Source organism: Acetobacter musti (assembly GCF_011516835.1).
Lineage (GTDB): Bacteria > Pseudomonadota > Alphaproteobacteria > Acetobacterales > Acetobacteraceae > Acetobacter > Acetobacter musti.
On sequence record NZ_WOTB01000002.1, the window covers coordinates 207,521 to 231,898 of the forward strand.

At 61.9% G+C, this 24,378-nt stretch carries 25 protein-coding genes and 1 tRNA gene; 21 read left to right on the forward strand and 5 right to left on the reverse strand.

Annotated elements, in window-relative coordinates; genetic code table 11:
- Positions 1-29 precede the first annotated feature (29 nt).
- From GOB93_RS02340 to GOB93_RS02375, 8 genes are all read left to right on the forward strand, one after another.
- Positions 30-3,350 (forward strand): efflux RND transporter permease subunit, encoded by a 3,321-nt coding sequence (locus GOB93_RS02340; RefSeq protein ID WP_173581909.1) that lies wholly within the window; start codon positions 30-32, stop codon positions 3,348-3,350.
- 330 nt (positions 3,351-3,680) lie between these two features.
- The gene (locus tag GOB93_RS02345) at positions 3,681-3,956 is read left to right on the forward strand and encodes a hypothetical protein (RefSeq protein ID WP_173581910.1); all 276 of its coding nucleotides are present in this window, start codon (positions 3,681-3,683) and stop codon (positions 3,954-3,956) included.
- A 178-nt stretch (positions 3,957-4,134) separates the two neighbouring features.
- Positions 4,135-4,407 (forward strand): hypothetical protein, encoded by a 273-nt coding sequence (locus GOB93_RS02350; RefSeq protein WP_173581911.1) that lies wholly within the window; start codon positions 4,135-4,137, stop codon positions 4,405-4,407.
- A gap of 292 nt (positions 4,408-4,699) precedes the next feature.
- Complete coding sequence (locus GOB93_RS02355) at positions 4,700-5,170, forward strand: MucR family transcriptional regulator (RefSeq protein WP_173581912.1); 471 nt, start codon at positions 4,700-4,702, stop codon at positions 5,168-5,170.
- Between the two features lie 147 nt (positions 5,171-5,317).
- Entirely contained in the window at positions 5,318-6,280 is a 963-nt protein-coding gene (gene sppA, locus GOB93_RS02360; RefSeq protein ID WP_173581913.1) for a signal peptide peptidase SppA, read from the forward strand.
- A gap of 19 nt (positions 6,281-6,299) precedes the next feature.
- Positions 6,300-6,596 (forward strand): integration host factor subunit beta, encoded by a 297-nt coding sequence (gene ihfB, locus GOB93_RS02365; protein ID WP_173581914.1) that lies wholly within the window; start codon positions 6,300-6,302, stop codon positions 6,594-6,596.
- Between the two features lie 261 nt (positions 6,597-6,857).
- Complete coding sequence (locus GOB93_RS02370) at positions 6,858-7,073, forward strand: hypothetical protein (protein ID WP_173581915.1); 216 nt, start codon at positions 6,858-6,860, stop codon at positions 7,071-7,073.
- Positions 7,074-7,281: 208 nt separating this feature from the next.
- The gene (locus GOB93_RS02375) at positions 7,282-8,751 is read left to right on the forward strand and encodes a mannose-1-phosphate guanylyltransferase/mannose-6-phosphate isomerase (protein ID WP_173582014.1); all 1,470 of its coding nucleotides are present in this window, start codon (positions 7,282-7,284) and stop codon (positions 8,749-8,751) included.
- A 269-nt stretch (positions 8,752-9,020) separates the two neighbouring features.
- Here the strand turns inward: GOB93_RS02375 and GOB93_RS02380 are convergent, their stop codons facing one another.
- Positions 9,021-9,905, reverse strand: coding sequence for a LysR family transcriptional regulator (locus GOB93_RS02380; RefSeq protein WP_173582015.1), 885 nt, complete (start codon positions 9,903-9,905; stop codon positions 9,021-9,023).
- Positions 9,906-9,998: 93 nt separating this feature from the next.
- A complete protein-coding gene (trxB, locus tag GOB93_RS02385) occupies positions 9,999-10,961 on the reverse strand; it encodes a thioredoxin-disulfide reductase (RefSeq protein ID WP_173581916.1) in 963 nt (320 codons plus the stop codon).
- A 233-nt stretch (positions 10,962-11,194) separates the two neighbouring features.
- Between trxB and GOB93_RS02390 the strand changes: the two genes are divergently transcribed.
- The 7 genes from GOB93_RS02390 (at position 11,195) to gshB (ending at position 18,302) form a co-directional block, all read left to right on the forward strand.
- Complete coding sequence (locus tag GOB93_RS02390) at positions 11,195-11,695, forward strand: Lrp/AsnC family transcriptional regulator (protein WP_338422275.1); 501 nt, start codon at positions 11,195-11,197, stop codon at positions 11,693-11,695.
- Entirely contained in the window at positions 11,686-12,915 is a 1,230-nt protein-coding gene (locus GOB93_RS02395) for a glycosyltransferase family 2 protein (protein WP_173581918.1), read from the forward strand. The genes GOB93_RS02390 and GOB93_RS02395 overlap by 10 nt, the downstream gene beginning before the upstream one ends.
- 79 nt (positions 12,916-12,994) lie before the next feature.
- A complete protein-coding gene (locus tag GOB93_RS02400) occupies positions 12,995-14,428 on the forward strand; it encodes a glycosyltransferase family 39 protein (RefSeq protein WP_338422276.1) in 1,434 nt (477 codons plus the stop codon).
- Positions 14,429-14,490: 62 nt separating this feature from the next.
- Positions 14,491-15,669, forward strand: a complete 1,179-nt coding sequence (locus GOB93_RS02405) for a flagellar motor protein MotB (RefSeq protein WP_173581920.1) — start codon at positions 14,491-14,493, stop codon at positions 15,667-15,669.
- A gap of 53 nt (positions 15,670-15,722) precedes the next feature.
- Positions 15,723-16,589, forward strand: coding sequence for a flagellar motor stator protein MotA (gene motA / locus GOB93_RS02410; protein WP_173581921.1), 867 nt, complete (start codon positions 15,723-15,725; stop codon positions 16,587-16,589).
- A gap of 54 nt (positions 16,590-16,643) precedes the next feature.
- Entirely contained in the window at positions 16,644-17,150 is a 507-nt protein-coding gene (gene greB, locus GOB93_RS02415) for a transcription elongation factor GreB (RefSeq protein WP_173581922.1), read from the forward strand.
- A 147-nt stretch (positions 17,151-17,297) separates the two neighbouring features.
- Positions 17,298-18,302, forward strand: a complete 1,005-nt coding sequence (gshB, locus tag GOB93_RS02420; RefSeq protein WP_173581923.1) for a glutathione synthase — start codon at positions 17,298-17,300, stop codon at positions 18,300-18,302.
- Positions 18,303-18,492: 190 nt separating this feature from the next.
- On the opposite strand, the gene GOB93_RS02425 is transcribed toward gshB, so the two are convergent.
- Complete coding sequence (locus tag GOB93_RS02425) at positions 18,493-18,666, reverse strand: hypothetical protein (protein ID WP_173581924.1); 174 nt, start codon at positions 18,664-18,666, stop codon at positions 18,493-18,495.
- Between the two features lie 244 nt (positions 18,667-18,910).
- Between GOB93_RS02425 and GOB93_RS21905 the strand changes: the two genes are divergently transcribed.
- The 5 genes from GOB93_RS21905 (at position 18,911) to GOB93_RS02445 (ending at position 22,545) form a co-directional block, all read left to right on the forward strand.
- On the forward strand, positions 18,911-19,036 hold the full coding sequence (locus GOB93_RS21905) for a hypothetical protein (protein ID WP_277877194.1): 126 nt from the start codon (positions 18,911-18,913) through the stop codon (positions 19,034-19,036).
- A 47-nt stretch (positions 19,037-19,083) separates the two neighbouring features.
- Positions 19,084-19,836, forward strand: coding sequence for a class I SAM-dependent methyltransferase (locus GOB93_RS02430; protein ID WP_173581925.1), 753 nt, complete (start codon positions 19,084-19,086; stop codon positions 19,834-19,836).
- A 215-nt stretch (positions 19,837-20,051) separates the two neighbouring features.
- Positions 20,052-21,437: a heme-copper oxidase family protein gene (locus tag GOB93_RS02435; protein WP_173581926.1), complete on the forward strand. Its 1,386-nt coding sequence runs from the start codon at positions 20,052-20,054 to the stop codon at positions 21,435-21,437.
- Positions 21,434-22,390, forward strand: coding sequence for a heme o synthase (locus tag GOB93_RS02440; RefSeq protein WP_173581927.1), 957 nt, complete (start codon positions 21,434-21,436; stop codon positions 22,388-22,390). The genes GOB93_RS02435 and GOB93_RS02440 overlap by 4 nt, the downstream gene beginning before the upstream one ends.
- Positions 22,378-22,545: a hypothetical protein gene (locus tag GOB93_RS02445; protein WP_173581748.1), complete on the forward strand. Its 168-nt coding sequence runs from the start codon at positions 22,378-22,380 to the stop codon at positions 22,543-22,545. Before GOB93_RS02440 ends, GOB93_RS02445 begins: the two co-directional genes overlap by 13 nt.
- An 89-nt stretch (positions 22,546-22,634) precedes the next feature.
- Here GOB93_RS02445 and rlmB read toward each other — a convergent pair whose 3' ends face one another.
- Positions 22,635-23,561, reverse strand: coding sequence for a 23S rRNA (guanosine(2251)-2'-O)-methyltransferase RlmB (gene rlmB, locus GOB93_RS02450; RefSeq protein WP_194299947.1), 927 nt, complete (start codon positions 23,559-23,561; stop codon positions 22,635-22,637).
- A gap of 177 nt (positions 23,562-23,738) precedes the next feature.
- On the opposite strand from rlmB, the gene GOB93_RS02455 reads away from it, so the two are divergent.
- Positions 23,739-23,824 (forward strand) — tRNA-Tyr (locus tag GOB93_RS02455).
- 149 nt (positions 23,825-23,973) lie between these two features.
- Here the strand turns inward: GOB93_RS02455 and GOB93_RS21910 are convergent.
- Positions 23,974-24,108 (reverse strand): hypothetical protein, encoded by a 135-nt coding sequence (locus GOB93_RS21910; protein WP_277877195.1) that lies wholly within the window; start codon positions 24,106-24,108, stop codon positions 23,974-23,976.
- Between the last annotated feature and the right edge of the window lie 270 nt (positions 24,109-24,378).

The window sequence follows — 24,378 nt, forward strand, 5'->3', positions numbered from 1 at the left end:
TATGAGTGCATGACCGGGGAGAAATACGGGTGAATCTTTGTCGCCTGTTCATTCTCAGGCCGGTAGGAACAATTCTGCTCGCCGTCGCATTCGTGTTCGCGGGGATTTTGTCCTACCCGCTGATGCCGGTGGCGGATCTCCCGAATATCTCGGTGCCGGTCATCTATGTGATCGCCAATCAGCAGGGCAGTTCGCCCCAGCAGGTCGCCAGCTCGGTCACGACCCCCCTGGAACGGCATCTCGGAACAATTGCCGGGCTGACGCAGATGACATCCGATTCCACGGATAAATCGGCCTTCATCCTGCTGTTCTTCGACGATGACCGTGACATCAACGGCGCCGCCCGCGACGTCCAGGCGGCGCTGCAGGCCGCGCGGCAGGACATGCCGACCACGCTGATCGACAACCCGCAATATTACAAGGCCAATCCCAGCGACAATCCCGTCATCGTCGCCGCGCTGACATCCGACACCCGCCCGCTGGTCAGCCTGCGTGACTTCGCCGAAACCCGCCTGCTGCCTCAGCTCGCGGGAATACGCGGCGTCGGCTGGGTTCAGCCCGAAGGGACCGCGAAACCCGCCGTGCGCGTCGAGATCAATCCCTTCGCGCTCTATAAATACGGCATCGGCTACGAGGATATCCGCTCGGCTCTCGCCTCCGCGAACGCCAACACACCCAAAGGCTTCATCGACAGCGGCGGCCAGAGGATGCAGCTCGAAACCAACGATCAGGCCCGGACCGCCGAGCAATATCGCGGCCTGATCGTAGGATATCGCAACAGCCGCCCCGTGCGTCTGATCGATGTCGCGGAGGTCAGGGACGGTCCGCAGAACGAACGCCAGGCCGCCTGGTATAACGGAAAACAGGCGGTCCTGGCGATCATCCGGCCGCAGCCGGGCGCGAACGTCATCAATGTCACGGACGAAATCAAGGCGCATCAGCCGCGTCTGCAAAACGTCCTGCCAGGCGATGTAAAGCTCTCCCTCGTCGCCGACATGTCGCTCAGCATCCGCGCCGCTCTGGCCGACACCCAGCTCACGCTGGTCATCTCTCTGGTGCTCGTCGTGCTGGTCGTGCTGGCCTTCCTCAGATCTCTCCGCTCGACGCTGATCCCCGCCATCACCGTCCCGGTCTCACTCGCCGGCTCCCTCGGCGTCATGTATCTGCTCGGCTTCTCGCTCGATACACTCTCGCTGATGGCGCTGACCATCGCGACCGGTTTCGTGGTCGATGACGCGATCGTCGTCGTCGAGAACGTCGCCCGCCACATGGAAGACGGAATGAGCCGCATGGAAGCGGCCATTCACGGATCACGCGAAATCTCGTTCACCATCCTGTCGATCACCATTTCGCTGATCGCCGTGTTCCTGCCGCTGCTCCTGCTGTCAGGCACAGCAGGAAAGATCTTCTTCGAATTCGCGATGACGCTCTCCACAGCCGTAACGATCTCGTTCCTGCTGTCGATGTCGCTGACCCCGATGATGTGCGCGTATCTGCTCGAGGTGCATCACGGCGGTCCGGTCAACGAGGGAAGCGGTCTCACCCGTCTCGCACACAGAGGATTCGACGCGATTGAAAGCGGGCTGAACGCCATGCTGCGCTTTTACATGCGTTCGCTCGACCACACATTGCGCCATCGCTGGCTGGTGCTGGCCACCCTGCCGCTCAGTGTCGTGGTGACGGTCGCCGTCATCTTCTTCATGCCCAAGACCATTCTTCCCGCCGAGGATATCGCGCTGCTGTCAGGATTCATCAGCGCGGATCAGACAAGTTCGTTCGACGGAGTTTCGGCCAAGACAAAGAAAGTCGTCGACGCAATGATGGAAGACCGGCAGGTCACATCCGTCGTGGCGTTCACAGGCGATGACGCCGCTAACGAGGCCGAGGCTTTCGGCGTGCTGACGGATAAGGCGACGAGGTCCGAAACACCCGAAATCATCGCAGCGCGCGTTCAGAAGCGCGTCGCGAATATCGCCGGTCTCGACGCGCATTTTTCCAATTCAGGTGACGTCAACGGTGGCGGCGGCCGTCAGCATAAAGGAAACTATAACTACGTCTTCGAGAGCGATAACGCGGAAGATCTCTACACCTGGGTGCCACGTCTCGAAGAAGCCCTGCGACACAGCACGGTCCTGAGCGATGTCAGCACCAATGTCCATAACAGCGGCAACGCCGTGCAGGTGGATATCCGGCGCGACACGGAAGCGCGGTATCTGATCACGCCGCAGCTGATCGGAAATGCCCTCAACGATGCCTATGGCGAGCGCGTCGCCTCCAGTATCTCCACGTCACAGACCACCTATTATGTCGTAATGGAAGCCGCGAAACGCTACCGGCAGAATCCCGAAGTCCTGAACTCGATGTGGATTTCGACAGCAGGCGGCTCGGCGGGCGGCGGCACGATCTCGAATTCGATCCGCGTCACCCTGCCGGAGACCACGGAATCAACGGCGGCGGCGCTGAGCCAGCAGTCTTTCCGTAACCAGATCGCCAACAGACTGGCCGGCGGAGCCGGAGCGTCGAACGGGTCCGCCGTGTCCTCGTCCGCGGAAACGATGGTGCCGCTTCCCGCCGTCGCGGATCTGGACCATCAGCCAACCCCGCTCAGCGTAGGTCATCAGAACGGGTTCGTCTCCGGATCAATCTCCTTCAACCTGCCGCCAGGCAAAGGCCTGAATGACGCCGAGGCCGAAATCAGGCGCGTCATGTTCTCCATCCATGTGCCGGGAACTCTCCATGGCGGGTTCTCCGGCAAGGCAGCCGATTTCAACAAGGCGCTGATAAACGAACTGCTTGTATTTCTTGCCGCTCTGGCCACGATGTATGTGACGCTCGGAATTCTGTACGAAAGCTATATCCACCCGCTGACCATTCTCTCCACACTGCCCTCGGCCGCCGTCGGCGCGGTGCTGGCCTTATGGATCTCCGGACAGTCCTTTTCACTGATCGCAATGATCGGCGTTATTCTTCTGGTCGGGATCGTCAAGAAAAACGCCATTCTGATGATCGACTTCGCTCTTCACGCCGAACGCGAGAGCGGAATGACACCGGAGGAAGCCATCCGCGAAGCGTGCCTCAAGCGGTTCCGCCCGATCCTGATGACCACGCTCGCAGCCGCCCTCGGCGCGGTGCCTCTGGTCATCGGTAACGGTTACGGCGCCGAACTGCGCCGGCCTCTCGGCATCGCCGTCGTCGGCGGTCTGGCGATGAGTCAGCTCCTGACCCTGTATTCGACCCCGGTCGTCTATCTGTTCATGGAAGCGGCCAGCCAGCGGATGGCACGCCTCGCACGGTGGCTGGCAAGAAAAACCGGCATGCGACGGCAACCCGTAAACGAGGCCGGAACCTGACAGTATTGTCGCCACCCGGCAATGCGCGGTCCGGTACATTTCCGTAAGGCGTAACTTATCCCTGAAATAATAACGGCGTTTATATATTCCGCAGACAGGGGACAGAGCAGAACTCTTTCCCCTGCATCGGAAGGGGCCGTCACGCGAGAGCGTGCTGCGCATGATGTCGCCTGCATTCCTTATTTTACCAAACCGGGATCACAGAGACTGCGCCCTGTGCGGGGTTCGGAGCAAAGCCCTGAAAAACCACCGTGCCTGTATTCTGAAAGTATACAGGCACCAGAATAATACCGGCCGGTTACTGAACAGACAGACTGGCGGATAATCAGGATGACAAACCCGGCCGCCGGTTTGTCTTGCGATCCGTTCCATGTTTCTATTGATGACCACCCCGGACGGAGACTGTTCTCCGCGTCAGGGTGTGCCGAAAAATATAAGGACGGATGTTATGAGCAAGGATTGCTGCAACACGGAAGGTGGCTGCGCCCCGAAAAAAGGCTGCTGCAGCCTGAAGAAAATCGCCGGTCTCGTCGTGTTCGCCGGGATCGCGGGTTTTCTGTGGAAGAAATTCAGAAAAGCCTGACCGGCATAGTCAGTCTTTCCTGAAGCATGTCTCCTGCCCGCGCCGGTTCCCGACCCCGCAGGCAGGAACAGCACCGGACGCTTTCCGGCTCTTCTGATAAATCGGGCAACTTTCTGAAATAAATTTAATCGGATGTAACGGTTCCGCAATACAGCGCAGCCGCGGGCAGTCACGCGGAGCACCTGACCACGCGTTAATATAATGGTGATTATTTCTCTTCCTGTGTTTCCGCCCTGCGGATCAGAGCATGAAAATATCGAACCCACAGAACAGGAAGATCCGTCTGCGACCTTAAATAAACACACAATTTTGCCTGGCGCAGACCACGGCGGATCTCCGGAAATAGTTCCTGCTTTTCCGGAGGCCGGTGAAGCGGACGAAAAGAAAACGCCTGTTTTACCCGGAGCTGTTCAGCATTGTTTCCAGGAGAAGCGGTTTCATTTTCAGGCACGAATCTGTTCTTTGAACGTCTGAATATGACAGTCCGGAAAGGTTCGTAAATTCACGATTTTTCATGGATTTCTATATTTTTATCGCTATAATTTCAGGCGCGGCATCTTATTTGTTAACGATAAACAGCTCTTTTTTTGAGCGCGATGTTATGAATTCTCAAATCTTTGAAGAAGTTTTATCAGAAAACAGCATCGCTAGGTATTGCGCAAAAAGCACCGAGTGATTATTTGTCCTCGCACAGCATTCTCGACGCCCGGAAAGTTTAAGTGGCCAATTGATTGCGTTGTCTCGTTAAAATGTAACGGAGTTTATCATGAGTGAGAGCAAGCCCGTTTCGCCGCTTCTTGAGCTGACTGCGGAAATCGTTTCTGCACACGTGGCGAATAATTCTTTCGCGGCCGATGGTCTTCCGGCGCTGATCCGCGATGTCTACGCTGCTCTGGAATCTGCCGGTCAGGCCGCGCCGGAGCCGGAAAAGCTGCAGCCCGCCGTTCCCATCAAGCGCTCTGTATTCCCGGACTATATTGTCTGTCTGGAAGACGGAAAAAAACTGAAGATGCTCAAGCGTCATCTTCAGAGCGCCTATGGCATGACGCCTGAGCAGTATCGTGAGCGCTGGGGTCTGCCCTCCGACTATCCGATGGTCGCTCCGAACTACGCCGAACGCCGCTCCACACTGGCGCGTGAGATCGGCCTTGGCCGCAAGATCAGCGCGACCGCGGCGCCTGCCGGCGAAGAGGAAAGCACCGGTGGCCGTCGTCGTGGCCGTAAAGCTCAGGCGTAAGCGGAAACATCCGGTCAGGTTCTCCTGACCGGACTGCCGGAAGCCCGGCAGAATAACGATGCGTACATTTCTGTCTGACGCGCTATCTCCGTTCGGGTCAGACAGAGCAGAGTGCATTCGCCGGATGCAGAGACAGGTAATTCATCTATGAGTTCTGGCGTTGATGCCGTCGTCACCGAGGCGGAACTGAAGCGCAGGCTGCGCCGCTGGCGGGCCGGAGCCACAGCGGTCTTCGTCGTCGCGGTCATGACGGCAGGCGCGCTCGGCCACAGAACAACAGGCTGGAAACCAGCCGCCGTAACCGGTCCTCATCTGGCCCGGCTCAGGATCAGCGGTGTTATCGGCGCCGATGTCTCCCGATGGACAAAGGCACTTTCAAAAGCAGAGAAGAACCCGGCCGTCAAAGGGCTGATCCTCGACGTCGATAGCCCGGGCGGCTCGGTCACGGGTGGCGAGGAACTGCACGACGCCATCGAGCATTTTGCGAAAGTCAAACCCGTCGTCACCACCATGGGCGGCGTTGGCGCGTCCGCCGGGTACATGATCGCCCTTCCGTCAAAACGAATTTTCGCGGAACGCAGCACGCTGACCGGCTCCATCGGCGTCATCATGGAAAGCCCGGATGTCTCGGGTCTTCTCGGCAAGATCGGCGTGAACGTCGATGAACTCGTCTCCGGACCGCTCAAGGGACAGCCTTCGGTCGTAAAACCGCTCTCACCGGAAGGGCGCGCCATGCTCCAGGGCGTGGTCGGCAATCTGTTCGATCAGTTCGTCGCAATGGTCGTCACCGGACGTCATATGCCCGAAGACAAGGTCCGGTCCCTGGCCGACGGGCGTCCATACACAGGACAGCAGGCCGTCGCGCTCGGTCTGATCGACGCTCTGGGAACCCGTGACGACGCCCGTAACTGGCTGGCGAAAACCTGCGGCCTGAGTGGCGAGCCGGACGTCGTGACGATCGGGGAGGCCACACGGCGATTCTCCCTGCGCCGTCGCCTGATCGGGCTGTTCGGCGGCGCCGTGATGTCATTGACCGGCCTTGATCCCGCCGAATTTCTGCCACAGGATTCCGAACGTCTTGACGGCGCTGTTTCGATCTGGAAACCTTAGTTCCAGGTGAGGGAGCGCAATGACCAGATCCGAACTTGTGGCTGAAATTGCGGCCGCCAATCCACATCTTCTTGTCAAAGATGTGGAACTCATTGTTCATACTATTTTTGAAGAACTCACCCAGGCGCTGGCCCGCGGTGACCGTATCGAACTGCGCGGCTTCGGCGCATTTACGGTCAAGAAACGGAACGCCCGCGCCGGCCGTAATCCCCGGACCGGCGAAACCGTCGCCGTGGACGAAAAAGTCGTCCCGTTTTTCAAGGCTGGTAAGGAACTGCGCGAGCGCGTCAATCATGCCGAACCAAAGGACGAATAACACCTCCGCCCGCTAAACACCGGTTTTTGTTGAAGCAGGTCGCCCGCCCGTCTAAAATGACACCGGTTTCTGAATGGTCTGACCATTTGCAGGAAGGCGTCCCGGGCAATTCAACACACAGTCCTGATTAGCGGTGGTCCGGAACAAAGCCGCCTCCTGCGTTTTTTGCGTGAGCACGCAGGCTGTAACGCATCTCCGTTCCGGCCAGCCGCCATTTTCGCCGTCGCAGCAGCGTGTCTCTGTCTTCAGAGCCAGACCGGTTTGTCCCGTACGGTACACCACAGCAAAACACCAGCGCATCATCATTACATGCTGCATGGCTGCCTGTCCGCCGGTCCGGTCATCGTCACGCACGGCCGTAAACTCCGCGCCATCGGGCGGCGGGGCAGGCTGCTCGCACCCGTCGGACGCGCTGTCTATTACACCGATGCGCGCCATTACTGCATGCCGGGGAAACATACACGTCGTCGCGGCTGATATTTTCTGCCTGGTTTTGTGTCATTTCCCCTGACCTGGTCCCTCGCGAAGGCCTGACTTTCTGCTAGACTGAATTGCCTGACGGGATTCAGCCTCAGCGGAATCGCGGGCGAATTCGGGAAGGCGGCATTTTACAGACCGTCATTGGGCAGCGGGTTGTTCCGTCACGCTGACGGCCCCGCGTGGAACAGGGACCGATATGGATACGATGACTGCTCAGGATCACGCGGAGAAAGCCCGCACTCCGGCGGAAAGAACAACTGCCACAATTGTGCCGGTCATCCTTTCGGGTGGTTCAGGAACGCGGTTATGGCCCATGTCCCGCGCCAGCTATCCGAAACAGCTCTGGCCATTACTGAGCGACAACTCCCTGCTGCAGGAAACGGCGCTCCGGGCGCGCAGATTCTCCACGGCCGCTCCCGTCATTGTCTGCAATGAAGAACACCGGTTCCTGATTGCGGAACAGCTTCGCGAAGCGGGCGTCGCTTCTCCGCGCATTCTGCTGGAGCCCGTCGGCCGCAATTCCGCACCCGCCATCGCGGCAGCGGCTCTGCTCGTCGCCGAGACGGACCCTGGCGCAATTCTGTGGCTGATGGCGGCCGACGCGGCGATGCTGAAACCCGATGCCCTGTCCGCCGCGTTACAGAGCGCCGTCGGCGGGGCCGAACGCGGCATGGTCGTGACCTTCGGAATGAAGCCAACCCGGCCTGAAACGGGGTACGGCTATATCGAGGTCGGAGCGGCCCTGCCCGATGTCGAAGGCGCGTTCCGCGTCAAAGCCTTCCGTGAGAAACCGGACGCCGCACAGGCGGAAGAATTCCTGAAAGCCGGTGATTATCTCTGGAACTCCGGCATGTTCATGTTCCGCGCCGATACGCTGATTCGCGAGATGGAAGAGCATGCCCCGGACGTAATGGCCGGCGTGCGCGAAGCCTATGCCGCCCGGCGCGGCGATCTGTTCTTCGAGCGCCTCGGTGCGGAAGAATTCCGCCAGGTGCCCGATATTTCAATCGACTACGCCGTAGCCGAGCGCAGCAGCAATGTCGCCGTGGTTCCTGCCGATCTCGGCTGGTCCGATGTCGGCAGCTGGGACGCCCTGTGGGACATCAGCCCCAAGGACGCAGACGGTAATGTCGCCATCGGGGATGTCCTGATCGAAGACACGAAAAACTGCTACGTGCGCTCGGAAAAATATCTGACGGCCGTCGCCGGTGTCGAGGATCTCGTTGTGGTGGCAACGGACGATGCCGTATTCGTCACGCATCGCGACCGGGCGCAGGACGTCAAAAAGATCGTCGAACGCCTGAAGAAGGAAAAACGACCCGAGGCCGCGACCCATAACCGCTGTTACCGCCCCTGGGGCTTTTACGAGAGCCTCATTCAGAACGACAGATTCCAGGTGAAGCGGATCGTCGTCCAGCCAGGCGAAAAACTTTCCCTGCAGAAGCATTTTCACCGGGCGGAACACTGGGTTGTCGTGGGGGGCGTCGCTCTCGTGACCCGCGACGACGATAAGGTGCTGGTGCGTGAAAACGAAAGTATCTATCTGCCGCTGGGATGCGTCCACCGGATGGAAAACCCCGGCAAAATTCCTCTGACTCTCATCGAAGTGCAGACCGGGTCCTATCTTGGGGAAGACGATATCGTCCGCATCGAAGATACGTATAACCGAAGCTGACCAGTGATCGCCCGGTTTTATTCGGGCGGTTATGGATTGTGCAAACAGGAGACACAGCAGGGCTCTGCCCTGCACCCATTTATTTTAACAAACCGGGATCAAAGGGATCGCGTCCCTATGTGGGGTTCGGGGCAAAGCCCCGAAAAGCCACGCACCGGATACGGAACCCGGCGGTGCTTTTCCCAGAGTAAAATGAAAAATGCCTGCTATATCCGGTCACGGACATAACAGGCATTCATTCGGAACTGTTATCAGAGCGGAAAGAAAAATCAGCCCCGCAGGCCAAGCTCGCTGGTCAGGAAATCACGGAAAACCGCAACACGCTTGGAACTGCGTAGCTCTTCCGGATAGACAAAGAACGCTTCCACAAGAGGCGGCTCAATCGCTGGCAGCACCTTTACCAGATCGGGATACTCAGACACCGCGTAACCCGGAACCGACCCAATCCCCAGCCCGGCGGAAATGGCGTCCGCCATCGCAACCATGCTGTTGACCTCAAGCCGTGCGCCACGCCGGCTGCCTTCCGGCATCCCAGCCTCAAGAAGCCAGTTGATGTGCGGAACCGGCGGATGATAGCCGCCAAACGCCACCAGCTTATGAGCGGAAAGATCGTCCAGCGTGGCCGGCTGGCCATACTGCTCGATATAACGCCGCGACGCATAGACCGGCAGCGGGAAATCCGCGAGATGACGCTGAATCAGATCCGGCTGGCGCGGCGCGTGCATCCGCACAGCCACATCCGCCTCGCGCATACCGAGATCAAGATCGTTATCCTCAAGGATAAGCGTAATCGCGATCTCGGAATTCTGTTCCATGAACCGGTGCAGACGCGGCATCAGCCAGCAACTGCCAAACCCGGTCGTGGTGGTGACACGCAGACGGCCGGCAGCCTTTTCCTTGCTCTCGGTGAGCAGGGTCTGCGTCATTTCAAGTTTCGAGAAAACTTCACGAACGGTCTGATTCAGGGTCTCGCCCTGCTCGGTCAGGATCAGACCGCGGGCGTGCCGGTGAAACAATGGCACCTGAAGCACATCTTCAAGCGCAGAAATCTGACGCGATACAGCTGACTGGCTGAGGTTCAGAACATCACCGGCATGGGTGAAGGAACCAGCTTCCGCAACCGCGTGGAATATCCTGAGTTTGTCCCAGTCCATCCCAATCTCCCTGGTCATGCGAGCCACGCCATCCGGTATGGCGTCCCATGCGTGTGGTGCAGGAATTGTTGAGACAGGTCAAGTATTCTGACATCAGCCGGTAACAATTCCGCCAAGCCAGCGCTCCGCGTCCAGCGCCGCCATGCAGCCCGTTCCGGCCGCCGTCACCGCCTGCCGGTATATTTTGTCCTGCACGTCACCGGCCGCAAAAACCCCCGGAACCGAGGTCCGCGTCGTTCCGGCCTCCGTCATCACATAGCCCTCGGCATCCAGCATCAGCTGGTCATGAAACAGACCGGTATTCGGCGAATGACCGATGGCAATAAACACCCCGTCAACCGCGAGCGTGCTCATCGTCTCGTTCAGCGTGTTGCACAGCTCAACCCCGGTCACGGTCGGAGGCACGCCCGCGCTGTGAATGTCCGCCACCACTGAATTCCAGATCACCGAGACCTTCGGGTTTGCGAGAAGCCGGTCCTGCAGAATTTTCTCGGCCCGCAGGGAGTCACGACGATGAATCAGCGTCACATGCGCCGCGTGATGCGTCAGATAGAGAGCCTCTTCCACCGCCGTGTTGCCGCCACCCACAACAGCAACCTTCTTTCCCCGGAAGAAGAAACCGTCACAGGTCGCGCAGGCCGAGACCCCCGCGCCCTGCAGCCGCTTCTCGTTCGGCAGACCTAGCCACCGCGCCTGCGCGCCGGTCGCAATGATGACGGACCGGGCGTGATAAATATCGCCGCCATCCAGAGTCACCCGGAACCGCGCGCCATGGCGGAAATCCACCTCCGTCACCAGATCATGCAGAATCGTGGTGCCGACATGCTCCGCCTGCGCCGCCATCTGCTCCATGAGCCAGGGCCCCTGGATAGCCTGAGCAAAGCCCGGATAGTTCTCGACATCGGTGGTGATCATCAGCTGACCGCCAGGCTGCATCCCGGCGACGAGAACAGGGCTGAGATTTGCGCGGGCCGCATAAATCGCCGCCGTATACCCGGCCGGTCCGGCGCCAATGATCAGAAGGTCTGTCGTCAACGTCTTATTCCCAGAATCCATTACGGCACCCTGACTCCATTCGTGAATGCGGCCGGCGCGCCATAACGCCCGAAGTCGTAACGCCCGAATCGGACCGCCGATAATGGTCCGATATGGCGTCACGGCCAGAGAGGAGCAACCCGCACGCCGTTTCCCGCGCCTTTGCCGGCCCGGATCATGACCACCGGAGCAGGCTTTGCACAGCCATCCCGCTTCGTCCTATATCGGTGCCGGACCGGGCAGGGAGAGGCGGGGTGGCCGCAGCGGAACTCGATATAACCGATCGGCGAATCATTTCCGAACTGCAGGCAGACGGGCGCATGACCAATGTCGAACTCGCCCGCCGCGTCGGGATCTCCGCGCCGCCCTGCCTGCGGCGTGTCCGCCGGCTCGAAGAAACCGGCATCATCACCGGCTACCAGGCCGAAACGGATCTGCACGCGCTGGGCTGGTCCATCATGCTGTTCGCGCTGATCGGCCTCGACAGCCAGAAGGAAACCGTCCTCACAGGATTCGAAACCATGGTCGCCGCCTGGCCGGAAGCGCTGGAATGCCACATGATCCGCGGCGGCGGCGATTTCCTGGTCCGACTGGCCGCACGCGACACCGCCCATGAAAACCAGCTCACCCGCCGCCTGACCGAGGCGCCCCATGTCGCGCGCGTCCAGACGCTGCAGACGATCCGCACCAGCCTCTCGCGGCCACCGTCTTCAGATCCGCACGCCGAGAACGATAAGATATCATTATGCCCATAACAGAATCCCGGGGTTCAGTAATCGCCGCCCCGGTCCCGATCCCGGCCGCTCCCGACGACCAGTGCGGCAAAGAGGACATCGTACCGGACACCGGCACGTCCTCGCCCCCCGGCAGCCAGACGGAAACGCGCACGGGCAGCCCGGAAATCACCGTCGTCGTCCCCTGTTACAGGGAAGCCGCCAATGTCCGTCCCCTCGTCGACGCCCTGACGAAAGCCCTCGCCGGCCGGAGCTGGGAAGTCGTCTTCGTCGACGATAACTCTCCCGACGGCACCATCGACCAGGTCCGCGCGCTCGCCGAAATCAACTGGCGGGTCAGGGGCATCAGCCGGATCGGACGTCGCGGCCTTTCCTCCGCCGTGATCGAGGGAGCCCTCTCTTCGTCGGCTCGTTACATCGCGGTCATGGACGGCGATCTGCAGCATGACGAAACGCAGCTCGGTGCCCTGATCGACGCGGTAGCCGGGGGAGGGTGCGATATCGCCATCGGCAGCCGCCATGTCGAGGGTGGCGATAACAGCGGCCTCGCCAACGCCTGGCGCCACGCCCTCTCGGATGGCGGTATCCGGCTCGCCCAGATGATGCTGCCAGTGCGTGTCGGCGACCCGATGAGCGGCTTCTTCGCCCTGCGCCGGGATTTTTTCGCCCGCACGGCGCCACGGCTCTCCGGACAGGGCTTCAAGATTCTGATGGACCTGATCCTCTCCGCACCCGGACCGGTGCGCGTGGAGGAAATTCCCTGCACATTCCGCCCCCGCGTCGCCGGCGAAAGCAAGCTCGACGTGCTGGTCCTGCTTCAGTTCGCCGCGCTCATGCTCGACAAGCTGTTCCGGGGCTGGCTGCCCATCCGCTTCCTTGCCTTCGCCGCCGTCGGCGCAGTCGGTGTAGCCGTGAACCTCGCGGTGATGAACGTCATGCGCCTCGCAGGCGCGGAATTCGAAACAGCCCAGGCAACCGGCACCCTGATCGCGATCCTGGTGAATTTCTGGCTCGATAACACGCTCACCTACCGCGACCGCCGTCTGCGCGGGTCCCGGCTCTATGGCGGGCTGATCGTCTTCCTCCTCGTCTCCTCCGTCGGAGCGTGGGCCAATATCGGCATCGCACAGCTTTTCCGGGCCGACGGACAGGGATGGGGGCAGGCAAGCGCCGCCGGAGCCGTCATCGGCGTGGTGTGGAATTACGCCGTCTCATCGACACTGATCTGGCGCCCGAGGTGAAAAGCCGGCGCCACCGTCCACACCAGGCCTCATGACCGGAAGCCGCTCAGCGTATCCCGCTCCTTCAGTGTGTCTCGCCGTGTCCGCCCTTGCCGGCGTGACGCTCCTTCGCCTCCTTGCCGCCGCGTATCTGCCGGTGACCCCGGACGAGGCCTATTACTGGACCTGGTCCCGCCACCTCCAGGCCAGCTATCTCGATCATCCGCCGATGGTCGCCCTCTGGATACGCGCCGGTACGATCCTGTTCGGCAATACCGGCTTCGGAATACGGGTCACCGGCCCCCTCGCCGCCGCGGCCGGAACACTCCTCATCGCCGCCGCAACCCGTGACTTCATGACAGCCCGGTCCACCGCAGACAGATGCGCGACCGATGACGTGACGCCCCCTGTCATCGCCGGCCTGCTGCTCAACGCCACGCTCGCCCTCGGCCTGGGCGCGGTCATGATGACCCCTGATACGCCGCTGCTGTTCTTCATGGCCCTCTTTCTCGCGGCGCTCGGACGCCTTGCCGCGACAGGAAACGGGCGCTGGTGGCTGCTGCTCGGAATGGCCGCCGGACTCGGTTTCGACAGCAAATACACAATGCTTCTGCCAGCAGCCGGCATCGGTGTCTGGTGTCTGCTCACCCGGCCAGGCCGCGCATGGCTGAAAACTCCCTGGCCGTGGGCGGCTCTGCTTCTTTCAGGAATACTGACCACACCGGTACTCTGGTGGAATGACACGCATGGCTGGGCAAGCTTCATCCGCCAGGGCGGCCGCGCCGGCGACTGGAAACCCGCGCGCGCAGCACAGTTCCTGGGCGAACTGACCGGAGGCCAGATCGGCCTGCTGACACCCGGCATCTTCCTCCTCTGTGTCATCGCGTTCCGGAAGGCCCTCCGCAGCCACGAGGCGACCGACCGGCTCCTGCTCACCGTGACCGGCATCCCGCTTCTCGTCTTTTTCCAGCACGCGCTGGGAGACCGTGTGCAGGCGAACTGGCCGGTCCTGATCTACCCGCCGCTGGTCGTGCTCACAGCACTCTCACGCCCGCGCTGGTGGCGGCCCGCCGCGATTCTCGGCTTCACGCTCGGCGCCCTGGTCCTCTTCCAGGCCATAACCGGCGTGCTGCCGCTCAGCCGTCACCTCGACATCACGCTCCGCCAGGGCGGTGGCTGGCCGGCCTTTGCGCGGGCGGTGCGGGCGCGGACTCAGAATGCAGCATTCATCGCCTCGGATGATTACGGGCTGGCCTCCGAACTCGCATTCCGGCTGAAGGGCATCCCGGTCCTCGGAGCGGAGCCACGCTGGCAGCTGTTTGATCTGCCCGGTTTCCGCTGCACGGCCGGGCAGGGGATTCTGATCCGCAACGCCCGCCGCGATTTTCCCGCCGGCAGTCTCTGGCCGAGTCTGGTGTCCCCGGTAACAGAGATTCCGCGCACACGGCATGGCCGCGAGGCGGAACGTTACGTCCTTTATACCGTCCGGTGTCCGCTTCTGCAGGATATGCGGCAACTTCCTGCCATTCGCTGAGCTTTCGTTAAGTCTGTTTTAAGCCGCTCCGGCCAGCATGGCCTCACAGGTCGGAGAGGCGGATGCCCAGAAAAGGGGACAATAAGGCAAGGATCGTCGTCATTCGGCGTGGCGGTGGCGGCGGTGGCGGCCATCACGGCGGCGCATGGAAGATCGCCTATGCGGATTTCGTGACCGCCATGATGGCGTTCTTTCTTGTGATGTGGCTGATCAACGCCACCACGGAACAGCGCCGTCGCGGCATCGCAAATTTCTTCAATCCAATGTCCTCGGAGGGATCGGCCTCGGCTCAGGCCCTCTCCGATCCGGGCACTTCGCCATCCGCCAGCACAGGAGAGGTCCAGGACGGAAAGAACGCGAGCAGCAGCGATTCGAAGTCGGGCGCCAGTTCACCGTCAAAGGAGCAGTCCGCCATGCCGCCCCGTGGCATCGCGCCCGGAAAAGGCGGAGTGCCGGCCCCCTCCGGCGGCTTCGGTCCGGATGTCGGTGCCGTGACCGGAAGCAATACCGCAGGATCAGGGACCGACCATCGTCGGAGTGGTACCATCCGCGCCCCGGACCCCTCCTTCCCGGACAGAAGCATCGGCATGGTGGCGCTGGCCCCTCCGGATTTCGCCAGAATCGTTCCCATAGGCGGCACGAAAAACGGTGCCAGCACCTCTCTGGGCGATGGCGCCGACGCGGCGAAACAGGAACAGGAAGATCTGGAACGTGACGCACGGCAGCTGAAAGCAGCCCTGGCGAATGATCCCGCCGGTGCCCAGGCGGCGCAGCAGCTTTCCATTGACGTCGTGCCGCAGGGCCTGCGCATCCAACTCTCCGAAACCGAGCAGAAGCCGATGTTCGACTCCGGCTCGGCCCGCCTGAACGCCCGCGCCATGCATCTCCTGAACATCATCGCGCCTTACCTGACGGCCATGCCGCAGAAACTGTCGATCTACGGTTACACCGACGGCGCGATCTTCAGAAACAACCGCCAGTCCAACTGGACATTGTCCGGAGCACGCGCCGATTCCGCGCGGAGTGTCCTCACCCAGGACGGATTTCCGGAAAGCCGGCTGGTCGAGGTGTCCGGCCGCGCTGACCGGGACCTCGCACTGCCCGATGATCCGGGCGCCGCGGCAAATCGCCGTGTCGTGCTGATGCTGCACCGTGAGCACGACATCACCCTGCCGGACGCCACTCCCGCGCCAGATACATCCAAGTCAGGCTCTCCGGATCACGCCACCGACCCGTCATGACCATGAACTACCGCGGCACAACACCGCATCACTCCGGGATGAGGACAAACTGAATGTTGGTAATCGGCGGGCTGGTTTTCCTGCTGCTCTGCGTTTTTGGCTCGTTCGTGGCTTCCGGTGGCGCAATCGTGCCGCTCGTCGTCTCCATGCCCTTCGAGTTGATTACGATCCTCGGCGCCGGTATCGGTACCTTCCTCATGGCGAATTCCATGAGCGATCTGAAACACGTTCCCGGCGCCTTCAAAGCGGCGCTGAAAGGGCCGGCTTTCGGACGTCAGGATTATCTCGACCTGCTCGGCCTCCTGTTTTTCTTCACGAGGCTCGCGCAGAGTCACGGCGTGATGGCGCTCGAACCCCATATCGAAACGCCGACGGAGAGTACCGCTTTCGCGAATTATCCGAAAATCAGGGACAACAGCCGCGTACGGAATCTGATCTGCGACTATCTGCGCATGATCAGCATGAACATGGACGATCCGTTCCAGTTCGATGAGGTCATGACCCGCGAACTCGCCAAAAACCTCAAGGAAGACACCCATGTCGCACACGGCATGCAGTCTCTCGCCGATGCGCTCCCGGCTCTCGGAATCGTCGCCGCCGTCCTCGGTGTCATCAAAACTATGGGGTCCATCAGCAAACCCCCCGAAGTGCTCGGAGAAATGATCGCAGGCGCGCTGTCGGGAACCTTTCTGGGCGTTCTTCTCGCCTATGGCATGGTCGGTCCGTTCGCTGCGCGCATACAGAGTGTGGTCGAAGAGGACGCAGCCTATTATGATCTGATTCGGGTCGTGCTCGTCGCCTTTCTTCAGGGCAACGCGCCGCAGGTCAGCGTCGAGATCGGCCGTAAAGATATTCCGGTGCCCCTGATGCCCAGCTTCGAAGAGGTCGATACCGCGATCAGCGAGCTTGCCATCGGCTGAGGACCGGTGACAGAACTCTGACATCAGAACTCTGGCGACAGGACTGGAGAAAGAGTGGCTGCGGACGGCGCAAACGGAGATCTGGCTCGTTACATCACCCCGGCCGGACTGCATCTCATGCGGCAGGAACTGTCCAGACTGCTCCGCGAGGACCGGCCGGCCGTCGTCGAGGTCGTGTCCTGGGCAGCGGGGAATGGCGACCGCTCCGAAAATGGCGATTATATTTACGGCAAAAAACGCCTTCGGGAGATCGACCGGCGCATCCGTTTCCTGACAAAGCGGGTCGAAAACGCCATTGAAGTCAATCCGGCCGCCCAGGCACGCCGGGACAAGGTGTTTTTCGGCGCCACGGTTGTCTACGCCGATGAGAGCGACAGAGAAATCACCGTCACCATCGTCGGGGCCGACGAGGCAGTGTCCACACGCGGTGAAATCACGCTGCTGGCCCCCGTCGCCCGCGCTTTGCTCGGTCATGGCGCGGGCGATGAGATTACGCTCCGCACGCCACGCGGCCCGGAACAGATCGAGATTCTGAGCATATCCTATCCTGCGGCGTCATAATTCCGGAGACCCCGGAGATCCGCCAGTTCCTGCGAGACAGTCCGGTTCCGGACGGACGCCGCGCCGGCGCACGGACAGCACGACAGACCGCCTTTCCTCCCGGGCGTGATTTGCTTTAAGACGAATCAGCGAGAAATGGAGCAGATCATGACCACCGGGCTGGATGTCGCAGTTCAGATGGATCCTCTCGAAGGGATCGACATCAACGGAGATTCCTCCTTTGCGATGATGCTGGAGGCCCAGGCGCGCGGAAGCCGTCTGTTTGTGTACGGCGTGGAGACGCTTGCCCTCAGCGAAGGCGGGCAGGAAGAAGGGAAGGGTTATACGAACCGGCTCACAGCCCTGGTCCGCCCCGTCACCGTCCGGCGCGAAAAGGGCAATCACGCCACCTTCGGCGAACCCGTCCGTCGCAATCTCAGCGAGATGGACGTGATCCTGATGCGTCAGGACCCGCCCTTCGACATGGCCTACATCACCGCGACACACATGCTCGAACACGTCCACGGTGTCGGACCGGGCAAAGCCCTCGTGGTCAACGATCCGCGCTTCGTGCGGGACTCGCCCGAAAAACTGCTCGTCACGCATTACCCGGAGCTGATGCCGCCAACCCTCGTCACCTGGGACGTGCATGAAATCCGCGCCTTCCGGAAGAAATGGAAAGACATCATCGTCAAACCGCTGTTCGGAAACGGCGGCAGCGGCGTGTTCCGCATTCGTGAGGACGATCAGAACCTGAACGCCCTGCTCGAAATGCACTTCGCCCGGTCCCGCGAACCGCTGATGATCCAGCGTTACGAACCGGCCGTCCGGGCAGGCGACAAGCGCATCATCCTCGCGGACGGCACGCCCATCGGCGCGATCAATCGTGTGCCGGCTGAAGGAGAGGCCCGGTCGAACATGCATGTCGGCGGCGTGGCGAAAAAAGTCGATCTGACACCGCGCGACCGCGAAATCTGCGAAGCGATCGGACCCATGCTGAAAGAGCGCGGCCTGATTTTTGTGGGAATCGATGTCATCGGAGACTGGCTGACCGAGATCAATGTCACATCCCCGACCGGGCTTCAGGAACTCGCCCGCTTCGACGGGACAAACCCGGCCGGAATATTGTGGGACTGCATCGAAGCCCGCCTGCACGCCGCCGGGCAGGACTGAAAGGCCGCCCGCCGCATATCATCTGGCTCCGCTTCGTCCCCGGCGGAGCCACCGGCCCGTCATAAAACAACCGGAAGCACGCATCGTAAGGGTAGGCCGTGAAGGAAAATGCGGACAGAAGCGTTCAAAAAAAAGCGTTTATGTGTTTCGCAAACAGGAGACAAAGCCGGGCTCTGTCCTGCACCCTGAATCAGGACCCGTCCTGCCGGGCCTTCCTTTTCTGCTCCGCCCGCTCCCGCCGCTGCTGCAATCTCTCGAAAATATCGAACCGGCAGTCGATCCAGTCGCGGATCTGCCAGCGCCAGTAAAAAACAAAAATACTGGCCCAGGAGACAATACTGAAAAAAACAAGAAACAGAATCACGCCATCGCTCCCGCCGGCCCGGAACCGGCTCCGTCCGTCGCTCCGGCATATCCGTTACCGTCATGCCCGTTCGCCATACTTCCGGACCAGGCTGAACGCCCCGTCCGGAAAACGCCCCTGCCCGCATCAGAATGCGCCGGGCCGCCTGTCAGGGGCCTGCATGTCGGGAGTAAGTTCACGAGGTTAAATGCTCCCTGGCGCCATGAATTTTTGCATGCGCTTTCAGTGTAGGGGAACACCAGCCATGAAAAAAGACGGAACGGATCAGGAAAAACAGGATGAGGACTTTGTCCCCGGCATGCTGTATGGCAATGTCCGGTCCCGGCGTGGCGCGGAAAACCGTTTTGGTGACTTCCGGACTGTGTCTTGAGTTTTCAACCCCTTGTGGAACCTGGTTACGCCGGGCAGATAGGACGCATGAGCGAAGTCTTGCAAGGTGTCCGCGATGAGTCCGCGGAAGACGTGTCCCCCTCTCAGGAGTCGCACGGTCCGCGTGTCGCCCTTGATGCCGATGCCGTAAAGGCAGCCTACCGGCGCTGGGCCGGTGTCTACGACACCGTGTTCGGCGGAATATCCGCTTTCGGACGCAGACGGGCGGTTTCAGCCGTTAACCGCCTCCCGGGAAGCCGGGTGCTGGAGGTCGGTGTCGGAACCGGGCTGGCCCTGCCGCATTACACGGCGAGCAAACGCATCACCGGAATCGACCTGTCCTCCGACATGCTCGAGCGCGCCCGGGAACGCGTGCGCCGTGACAGGCTCACCAATGTCGACGCCCTGCTCGAAATGGACGCGGAAGAAACCCGCTTCGCCGACGCCTCCTTCGATATCGCGGTGGCGATGTTCGTCGCTTCGGTCGTCCCGCACCCGCGCCGCCTGCTGGCCGAACTCAAGCGCGTGGTGAAACCGGGCGGCCATATCCTGTTCGTCAACCATTTTCTTGCACCGAACGGCGTGCGCGGCGCAATCGAGCGCGGCATGGCGCGCGCCTCGCACTCGCTGGGATGGCATCCGGATTTCGCCATGGAAGCCCTGCTGCCTCCCGCCGACATGGCCCGCGCCTGTGTGGAGCCGGTGCCGCCTGTGGGTCTGTTTACCCTCGTCACCCTGACACGGGAGCCCGATGCAGCTTCAGGCACGGTCAGCCCGGTACCGCAGGAAGAAGTCGCCTGAGATAAGAATAACCCTGAGATAAGAATAACGATGTCCGGGGCGCGTCATAAGCAATGCAGGGCTGTCGCCTCGCGCGCCCATCAGACTTTTGACTTTCGTGAAATTCCGGTAAGGCTTCGGTCAGGGATACTGTTCAGAACGGGCCGCGCCTTCATGGCCGTCCGTCCTGCCACCGACCGGTCCGGTGATCCGTCAAACGAAAGACGCATGCGACGATGCCTGGTAAGACGCAAGTTTCGGACAAACTGAACAGCACGGCAGGCGCCGCCGGGCCAGCCCCGGTCACAGCGCCTGTCCCGGCCGTTTCCGTCGCGTCTCTCACTCTCGCCGTGGCCGTGGGCAGTATCGCCGGCGTGACAGGTATCCTGCAGGAAGCACACCTTCTCCCCGACGCGCTGACATCGGAAGCCACCCGGTTCCACCCGGTCGCCATGCTTCTTTTCGTCGCCGTGCCTGCGTTCCTTGGTGGCTTCGGACGACTTTTCCTGTCGCGCGATCTCGCTGATCCGACGCAGAGAAATGGCGGTCTGGCCCGTCTCCCGGTCCTGGACGCGCTGTCCATCGGCATGATGACGGCCTCGCTGCTGGCCTTCATCGCCGGCGGAAGTACCGGTCCGGCAGCGGCGGCCGGGCTGCTGCTCTGGAGCATCGGCGCGGTTCTGCTTGCGACAACGACCGTCGCGACCATCCTCGACAGCCGCGCCGGCCCAGGCCGCGTCGCACCGCGCGGACAGACCGGAACAGTCCGCTCTGCTCCCCTTTCGCTCTTTGCCTGGACACAGTTCTTCGCCGCCACCGGGCTTCTGTTCGCGGCCCCCGTGATGGCGGCCTCCGCGACACGGGTGCTCTTCGCCCACTCCGGCGATGCCGGCGCCATGCTCTCAGCCTTCTCCATGCCGGTCACGCTGGTCGTCCTGGTGTCGGCCTTCGGCCTCGCCGCCCGGATTTTCGACAGCGCGGCGCCGCTCACAGCCCGGAGTCGGCTGGCAACAGCGGCCCTCGCCGGCGTAACCGCCGATGGCGGCGCCGTGCTCTGGGCGCGCGGTATTCTGACCCACCAGTCTCAGTCCACAATCACACTGGCCGGAACGTGCCTCGCCGCCGTGGCGTCGCTCGCTTTCGCCGGCCTCTGGATTCGCGCCCTGTGGCGCCAGACCATCCCGATGCGGAACCGCATCGGCGTGCCGGTGCTGTGGGTTTCGGGCTTCTTTGTCTTTCTCGCCGCCGGCTGGGGCGTGCAGATGAGCAGCGGCCGCGGCCTACATGCCGCCGTGCTGAGCGGCGCGGTCTTCGTGCTGTTCGGCGCGTTTTATAACTGGCTGGAAACCGTGTCCGAAGGACGCTACCCGGCCGGCGCCGCACGGCTGCAGTTCGGACTCCTCTTTGCGGGAGCGGTGCTCTCGGCCGCAGGCGGCCCCGTCATTCACGGTCCTGTCCAGATTGCAGGTGACATCGCCATGGCCGCTTCTCTGGCCGTGTTCATGATTGTGCTGGCCGGCGCCACAAGACAGTATGGCCATGACACCGCAGGGCAGGGCGCTGCTTTGTCAGATTCTGCCCTGTCAAATGCTGCCCTGTCCCATACGGCGGACGCACGATGAGCGGCGCGACGGCTGCAGAGCGGGCTCCCCGCCAGCGATTCGAAACGGCCCGCGTCGGCACCCGTGCCGGCGACTGGGTCCAGCTTCTCAAACCCCGCGTTATCTCGCTGGTGGTGTTCACCGGCGCCGCCGGCCTGATCGTGGCTCCCGGCCCGGTCAGCCCGGTCATCGCCGCGGTCAGCATCCTCTGCATCTGTCTCGCTTCCGGCGCCGCCGGCGCGATCAACATGTGGTACGACCGCGACATCGACATCGTCATGCAGCGCACCGCCACACGCCCGATTCCCGGCGGACGCATCCCGCCCGACGAGGCGCTGGCCTACGGCCTCGGTCTCTCGGCGCTGTCCGTCGCGCTGATGTGGCTGGCCACAAGCACACTGGCCGCCGGCATTCTGGCCTTCTCGATCTTCTTCTACGCCGTCATCTACACGATGTGGCTGAAGCGCTCGACGCCGCAGAACATCGTCATCGGCGGCGCGGCAGGAGCCTTCCCGCCAATGATCGGCTGGGCCGCCGCGACGGGCTCTCTCGCCGTGCTGCCGGTCGTGATGTTCGCGATCGTCTTCCTGTGGACCCCGCCACATTTCTGGTCGCTGTCGCTTTACGCCTGCAAGGATTACGGTCGCGCCGGCATCCCGATGCTGCCCGTCGTGCGCGGCGCCCGGCATACGCGCTGGAACATCTTCGTCTATACATTGCTGCTTCTGGCCGTGTCGCTCGTGCCGTCCTTTCTGCATCTCTGCGGAACGCTCTACACCGTCACGGCCCTGGTGCTCGGGCTTGGTTTCGTGGCCTGCGCCGTGCGGGTGCTGCTCGAAAAACAGGATGCCAGCGGCGTCAGCCTGAACGGCGACAAGGCCGCGCGCCTCTCATTCCGGTTCTCCCTGGCTTATCTGTTCCTGCTGTTCTGCGGTCTGCTCGCGGACCACGGACTGACCTGGTGGCTGTCATGATCGCAACGGAAAATGCGGCGGAGCGCCCGGCCGGGCCCTCAGCATCCGAACAGGCCGAACTGACCCGCCGCCAGCGCGGCCGTGTGCTCAGCCTGGTCGGCTTCACGCTGGCGATGGCCCTGGTGATTTATGCGGTCGCGCTGATCCGTCTCTGAGGCAAGGCTTTCCAGAATTTTGCCTCCACGCTTCATAAAGTCCCCTTCGGCCGGTTTCGCTCAGTAAACCGGCCGAAGGGCAGCGCCGGTCAGCCGGCGCGCACCAGTTCGTACAGCCCGATCGCCGCCGCCACCGACACGTTCAGACTCTCCATCGTGCCCGGCATGAACAGCCCCGCAATCTCGTCGCAGCCCTCGCGCGTCAGACGCCGCAGACCGTCGCCCTCGGAGCCGAGCACCAGCGCCGCCCGTCGTCCCCCCAGAGAACCGCCATCCAGCCGGCCACCCCCGGCGTCCAGACCGATCGTCCAGATGTCATGCTGCTTCAGCGTGTCGATGCATCGCGCCAGATTCACCACACGCACCATCGGAACAATCTCCAGAGCCCCGGAAGCCGCCTTCGCCAGCGCCGCGCTCTCCTCCGGCGCATGCCGGTCCTGCATCACCACACAGGCCGCTCCGAACGCCGCCGCCGAACGCAGAATGGCGCCGACATTACGCGGGTCCGTCACCTGATCGAGCACCAGAACCGGCCCGGGACGCTCCAGCGCATCCTCCAGATCAGTCGCTTCCAGCGGCTCCACCAGCACCGCAACCCCCTGATGCACGGTGTCCGCGCCAAGCAGGGCGGTAAACTGCGCCCGCTCCGCCCGCTCAGCCACTGCCGGCAGCGGAACGGAGAGCCGCTTTACAAAATCCTCCTGCGCCTCGGCGGAAAGCAGAATCCGATGCACCGTCCGGTGCGGATTCTCCAGAACCGCCTGTGACGCATGGATCCCGGCTATCCAGTAAGGCCCGGCCCCGCGCCCGGATGACCGCCCGTGCCGTCGTGGCGAACGATGCGCCTCACGGGAGGCCGCACCCTCCGGAGCCGGACGATCGCCGCCTCCGTGCCGGTGACGCTGACCGTCCTGCGGCCGCCCCGACGAGGAATGGCCCGGGGGATGGCCGGGGGAATGACCAGAAGAATGATTTGGGGATGAGTGACGGGATTTCGGGGGACGGGATGTGCGCATGCGCCTGCTATACGACGGCACCGATGCCGCGTCATCACATCCGTTATGGACGCCCGTCCTTTCAGGCCACCGTCACCATCCGGCGCCAGAAGGCTGAAGAGGCGGAAAAGTTATGACAGGAAGGGGAAAGGACAGTGTTGACACGACCGCCAGAGCCCCGTAATTCCTCCTTCCGTCGGACAGGTGCCCGAGTGGCTAAAGGGGGCGGACTGTAAATCCGCTGGCGTACGCCTACGTTGGTTCGAATCCAACCCTGTCCACCATCTTCTTCCGAAATTTCAGAACAAGCAGAACTCTCACGCATCGTCTGATGTGTGGCTGGCGAGAGACATCCCCGGCAGGACTGCTTTTGGCTGATCCGGAAAGAAAAATCCCGGCACGAAGCCGGGACCAGATGGCGGAAAACCGCGCCTTAATCAGTATCCGCCACCACCACCGGGGCCACGTCCCATCCCCATACCGCCATTTCCGCCACCATTTCCGAATCCGGACTGACCGCCACCCATCGGACCACCGCGCTGACCTCTGTCATATCTGTCACAGTCATGATGATGAGGCGGTCCCATACACGCCGATACCGACAAAGCCAGTCCGGCAGCGAGCGTTAAGGTGAGGATTTTCTTCATAAACATCTCCATTCTCCGCTATCACGATCCCGCCTGAACATGCGTACATCATGGCGCGTATGTGACAGAGTGAAACCTGTCTCCGCGATCCATGCCCTGCCCGCTTCCCGCCGGATACACGCCATAACGCCGGATACGCTCCTTCGTCGCCAGCCGGCACAGCCTGACGCAAAACCCGATACCCCTGCCTG

Coding starts and splice junctions, on each gene's coding strand:
- GOB93_RS02345 (WP_173581910.1), top strand. CDS start 3,681: ATGACAAACCCGGCCGCCGGTTTGTCTTGCGATCCGTTCCATGTTTCT.
- GOB93_RS02350 (WP_173581911.1), top strand. CDS start 4,135: ATGGTGATTATTTCTCTTCCTGTGTTTCCGCCCTGCGGATCAGAGCAT.
- GOB93_RS02355 (WP_173581912.1), top strand. CDS start 4,700: ATGAGTGAGAGCAAGCCCGTTTCGCCGCTTCTTGAGCTGACTGCGGAA.
- sppA (WP_173581913.1), top strand. CDS start 5,318: ATGAGTTCTGGCGTTGATGCCGTCGTCACCGAGGCGGAACTGAAGCGC.
- ihfB (WP_173581914.1), top strand. CDS start 6,300: ATGACCAGATCCGAACTTGTGGCTGAAATTGCGGCCGCCAATCCACAT.
- GOB93_RS02375 (WP_173582014.1), top strand. CDS start 7,282: ATGACTGCTCAGGATCACGCGGAGAAAGCCCGCACTCCGGCGGAAAGA.
- GOB93_RS02380 (WP_173582015.1), bottom strand. CDS start 9,905: ATGGACTGGGACAAACTCAGGATATTCCACGCGGTTGCGGAAGCTGGT.
- trxB (WP_173581916.1), bottom strand. CDS start 10,961: ATGGATTCTGGGAATAAGACGTTGACGACAGACCTTCTGATCATTGGC.
- GOB93_RS02395 (WP_173581918.1), top strand. CDS start 11,686: ATGCCCATAACAGAATCCCGGGGTTCAGTAATCGCCGCCCCGGTCCCG.
- GOB93_RS02405 (WP_173581920.1), top strand. CDS start 14,491: ATGCCCAGAAAAGGGGACAATAAGGCAAGGATCGTCGTCATTCGGCGT.
- motA (WP_173581921.1), top strand. CDS start 15,723: ATGTTGGTAATCGGCGGGCTGGTTTTCCTGCTGCTCTGCGTTTTTGGC.
- gshB (WP_173581923.1), top strand. CDS start 17,298: ATGACCACCGGGCTGGATGTCGCAGTTCAGATGGATCCTCTCGAAGGG.
- GOB93_RS21905 (WP_277877194.1), top strand. CDS start 18,911: ATGAAAAAAGACGGAACGGATCAGGAAAAACAGGATGAGGACTTTGTC.
- GOB93_RS02430 (WP_173581925.1), top strand. CDS start 19,084: ATGAGCGAAGTCTTGCAAGGTGTCCGCGATGAGTCCGCGGAAGACGTG.
- GOB93_RS02435 (WP_173581926.1), top strand. CDS start 20,052: ATGCCTGGTAAGACGCAAGTTTCGGACAAACTGAACAGCACGGCAGGC.
- GOB93_RS02440 (WP_173581927.1), top strand. CDS start 21,434: ATGAGCGGCGCGACGGCTGCAGAGCGGGCTCCCCGCCAGCGATTCGAA.
- rlmB (WP_194299947.1), bottom strand. CDS start 23,561: ATGCGCACATCCCGTCCCCCGAAATCCCGTCACTCATCCCCAAATCAT.
- GOB93_RS21910 (WP_277877195.1), bottom strand. CDS start 24,108: ATGACTGTGACAGATATGACAGAGGTCAGCGCGGTGGTCCGATGGGTG.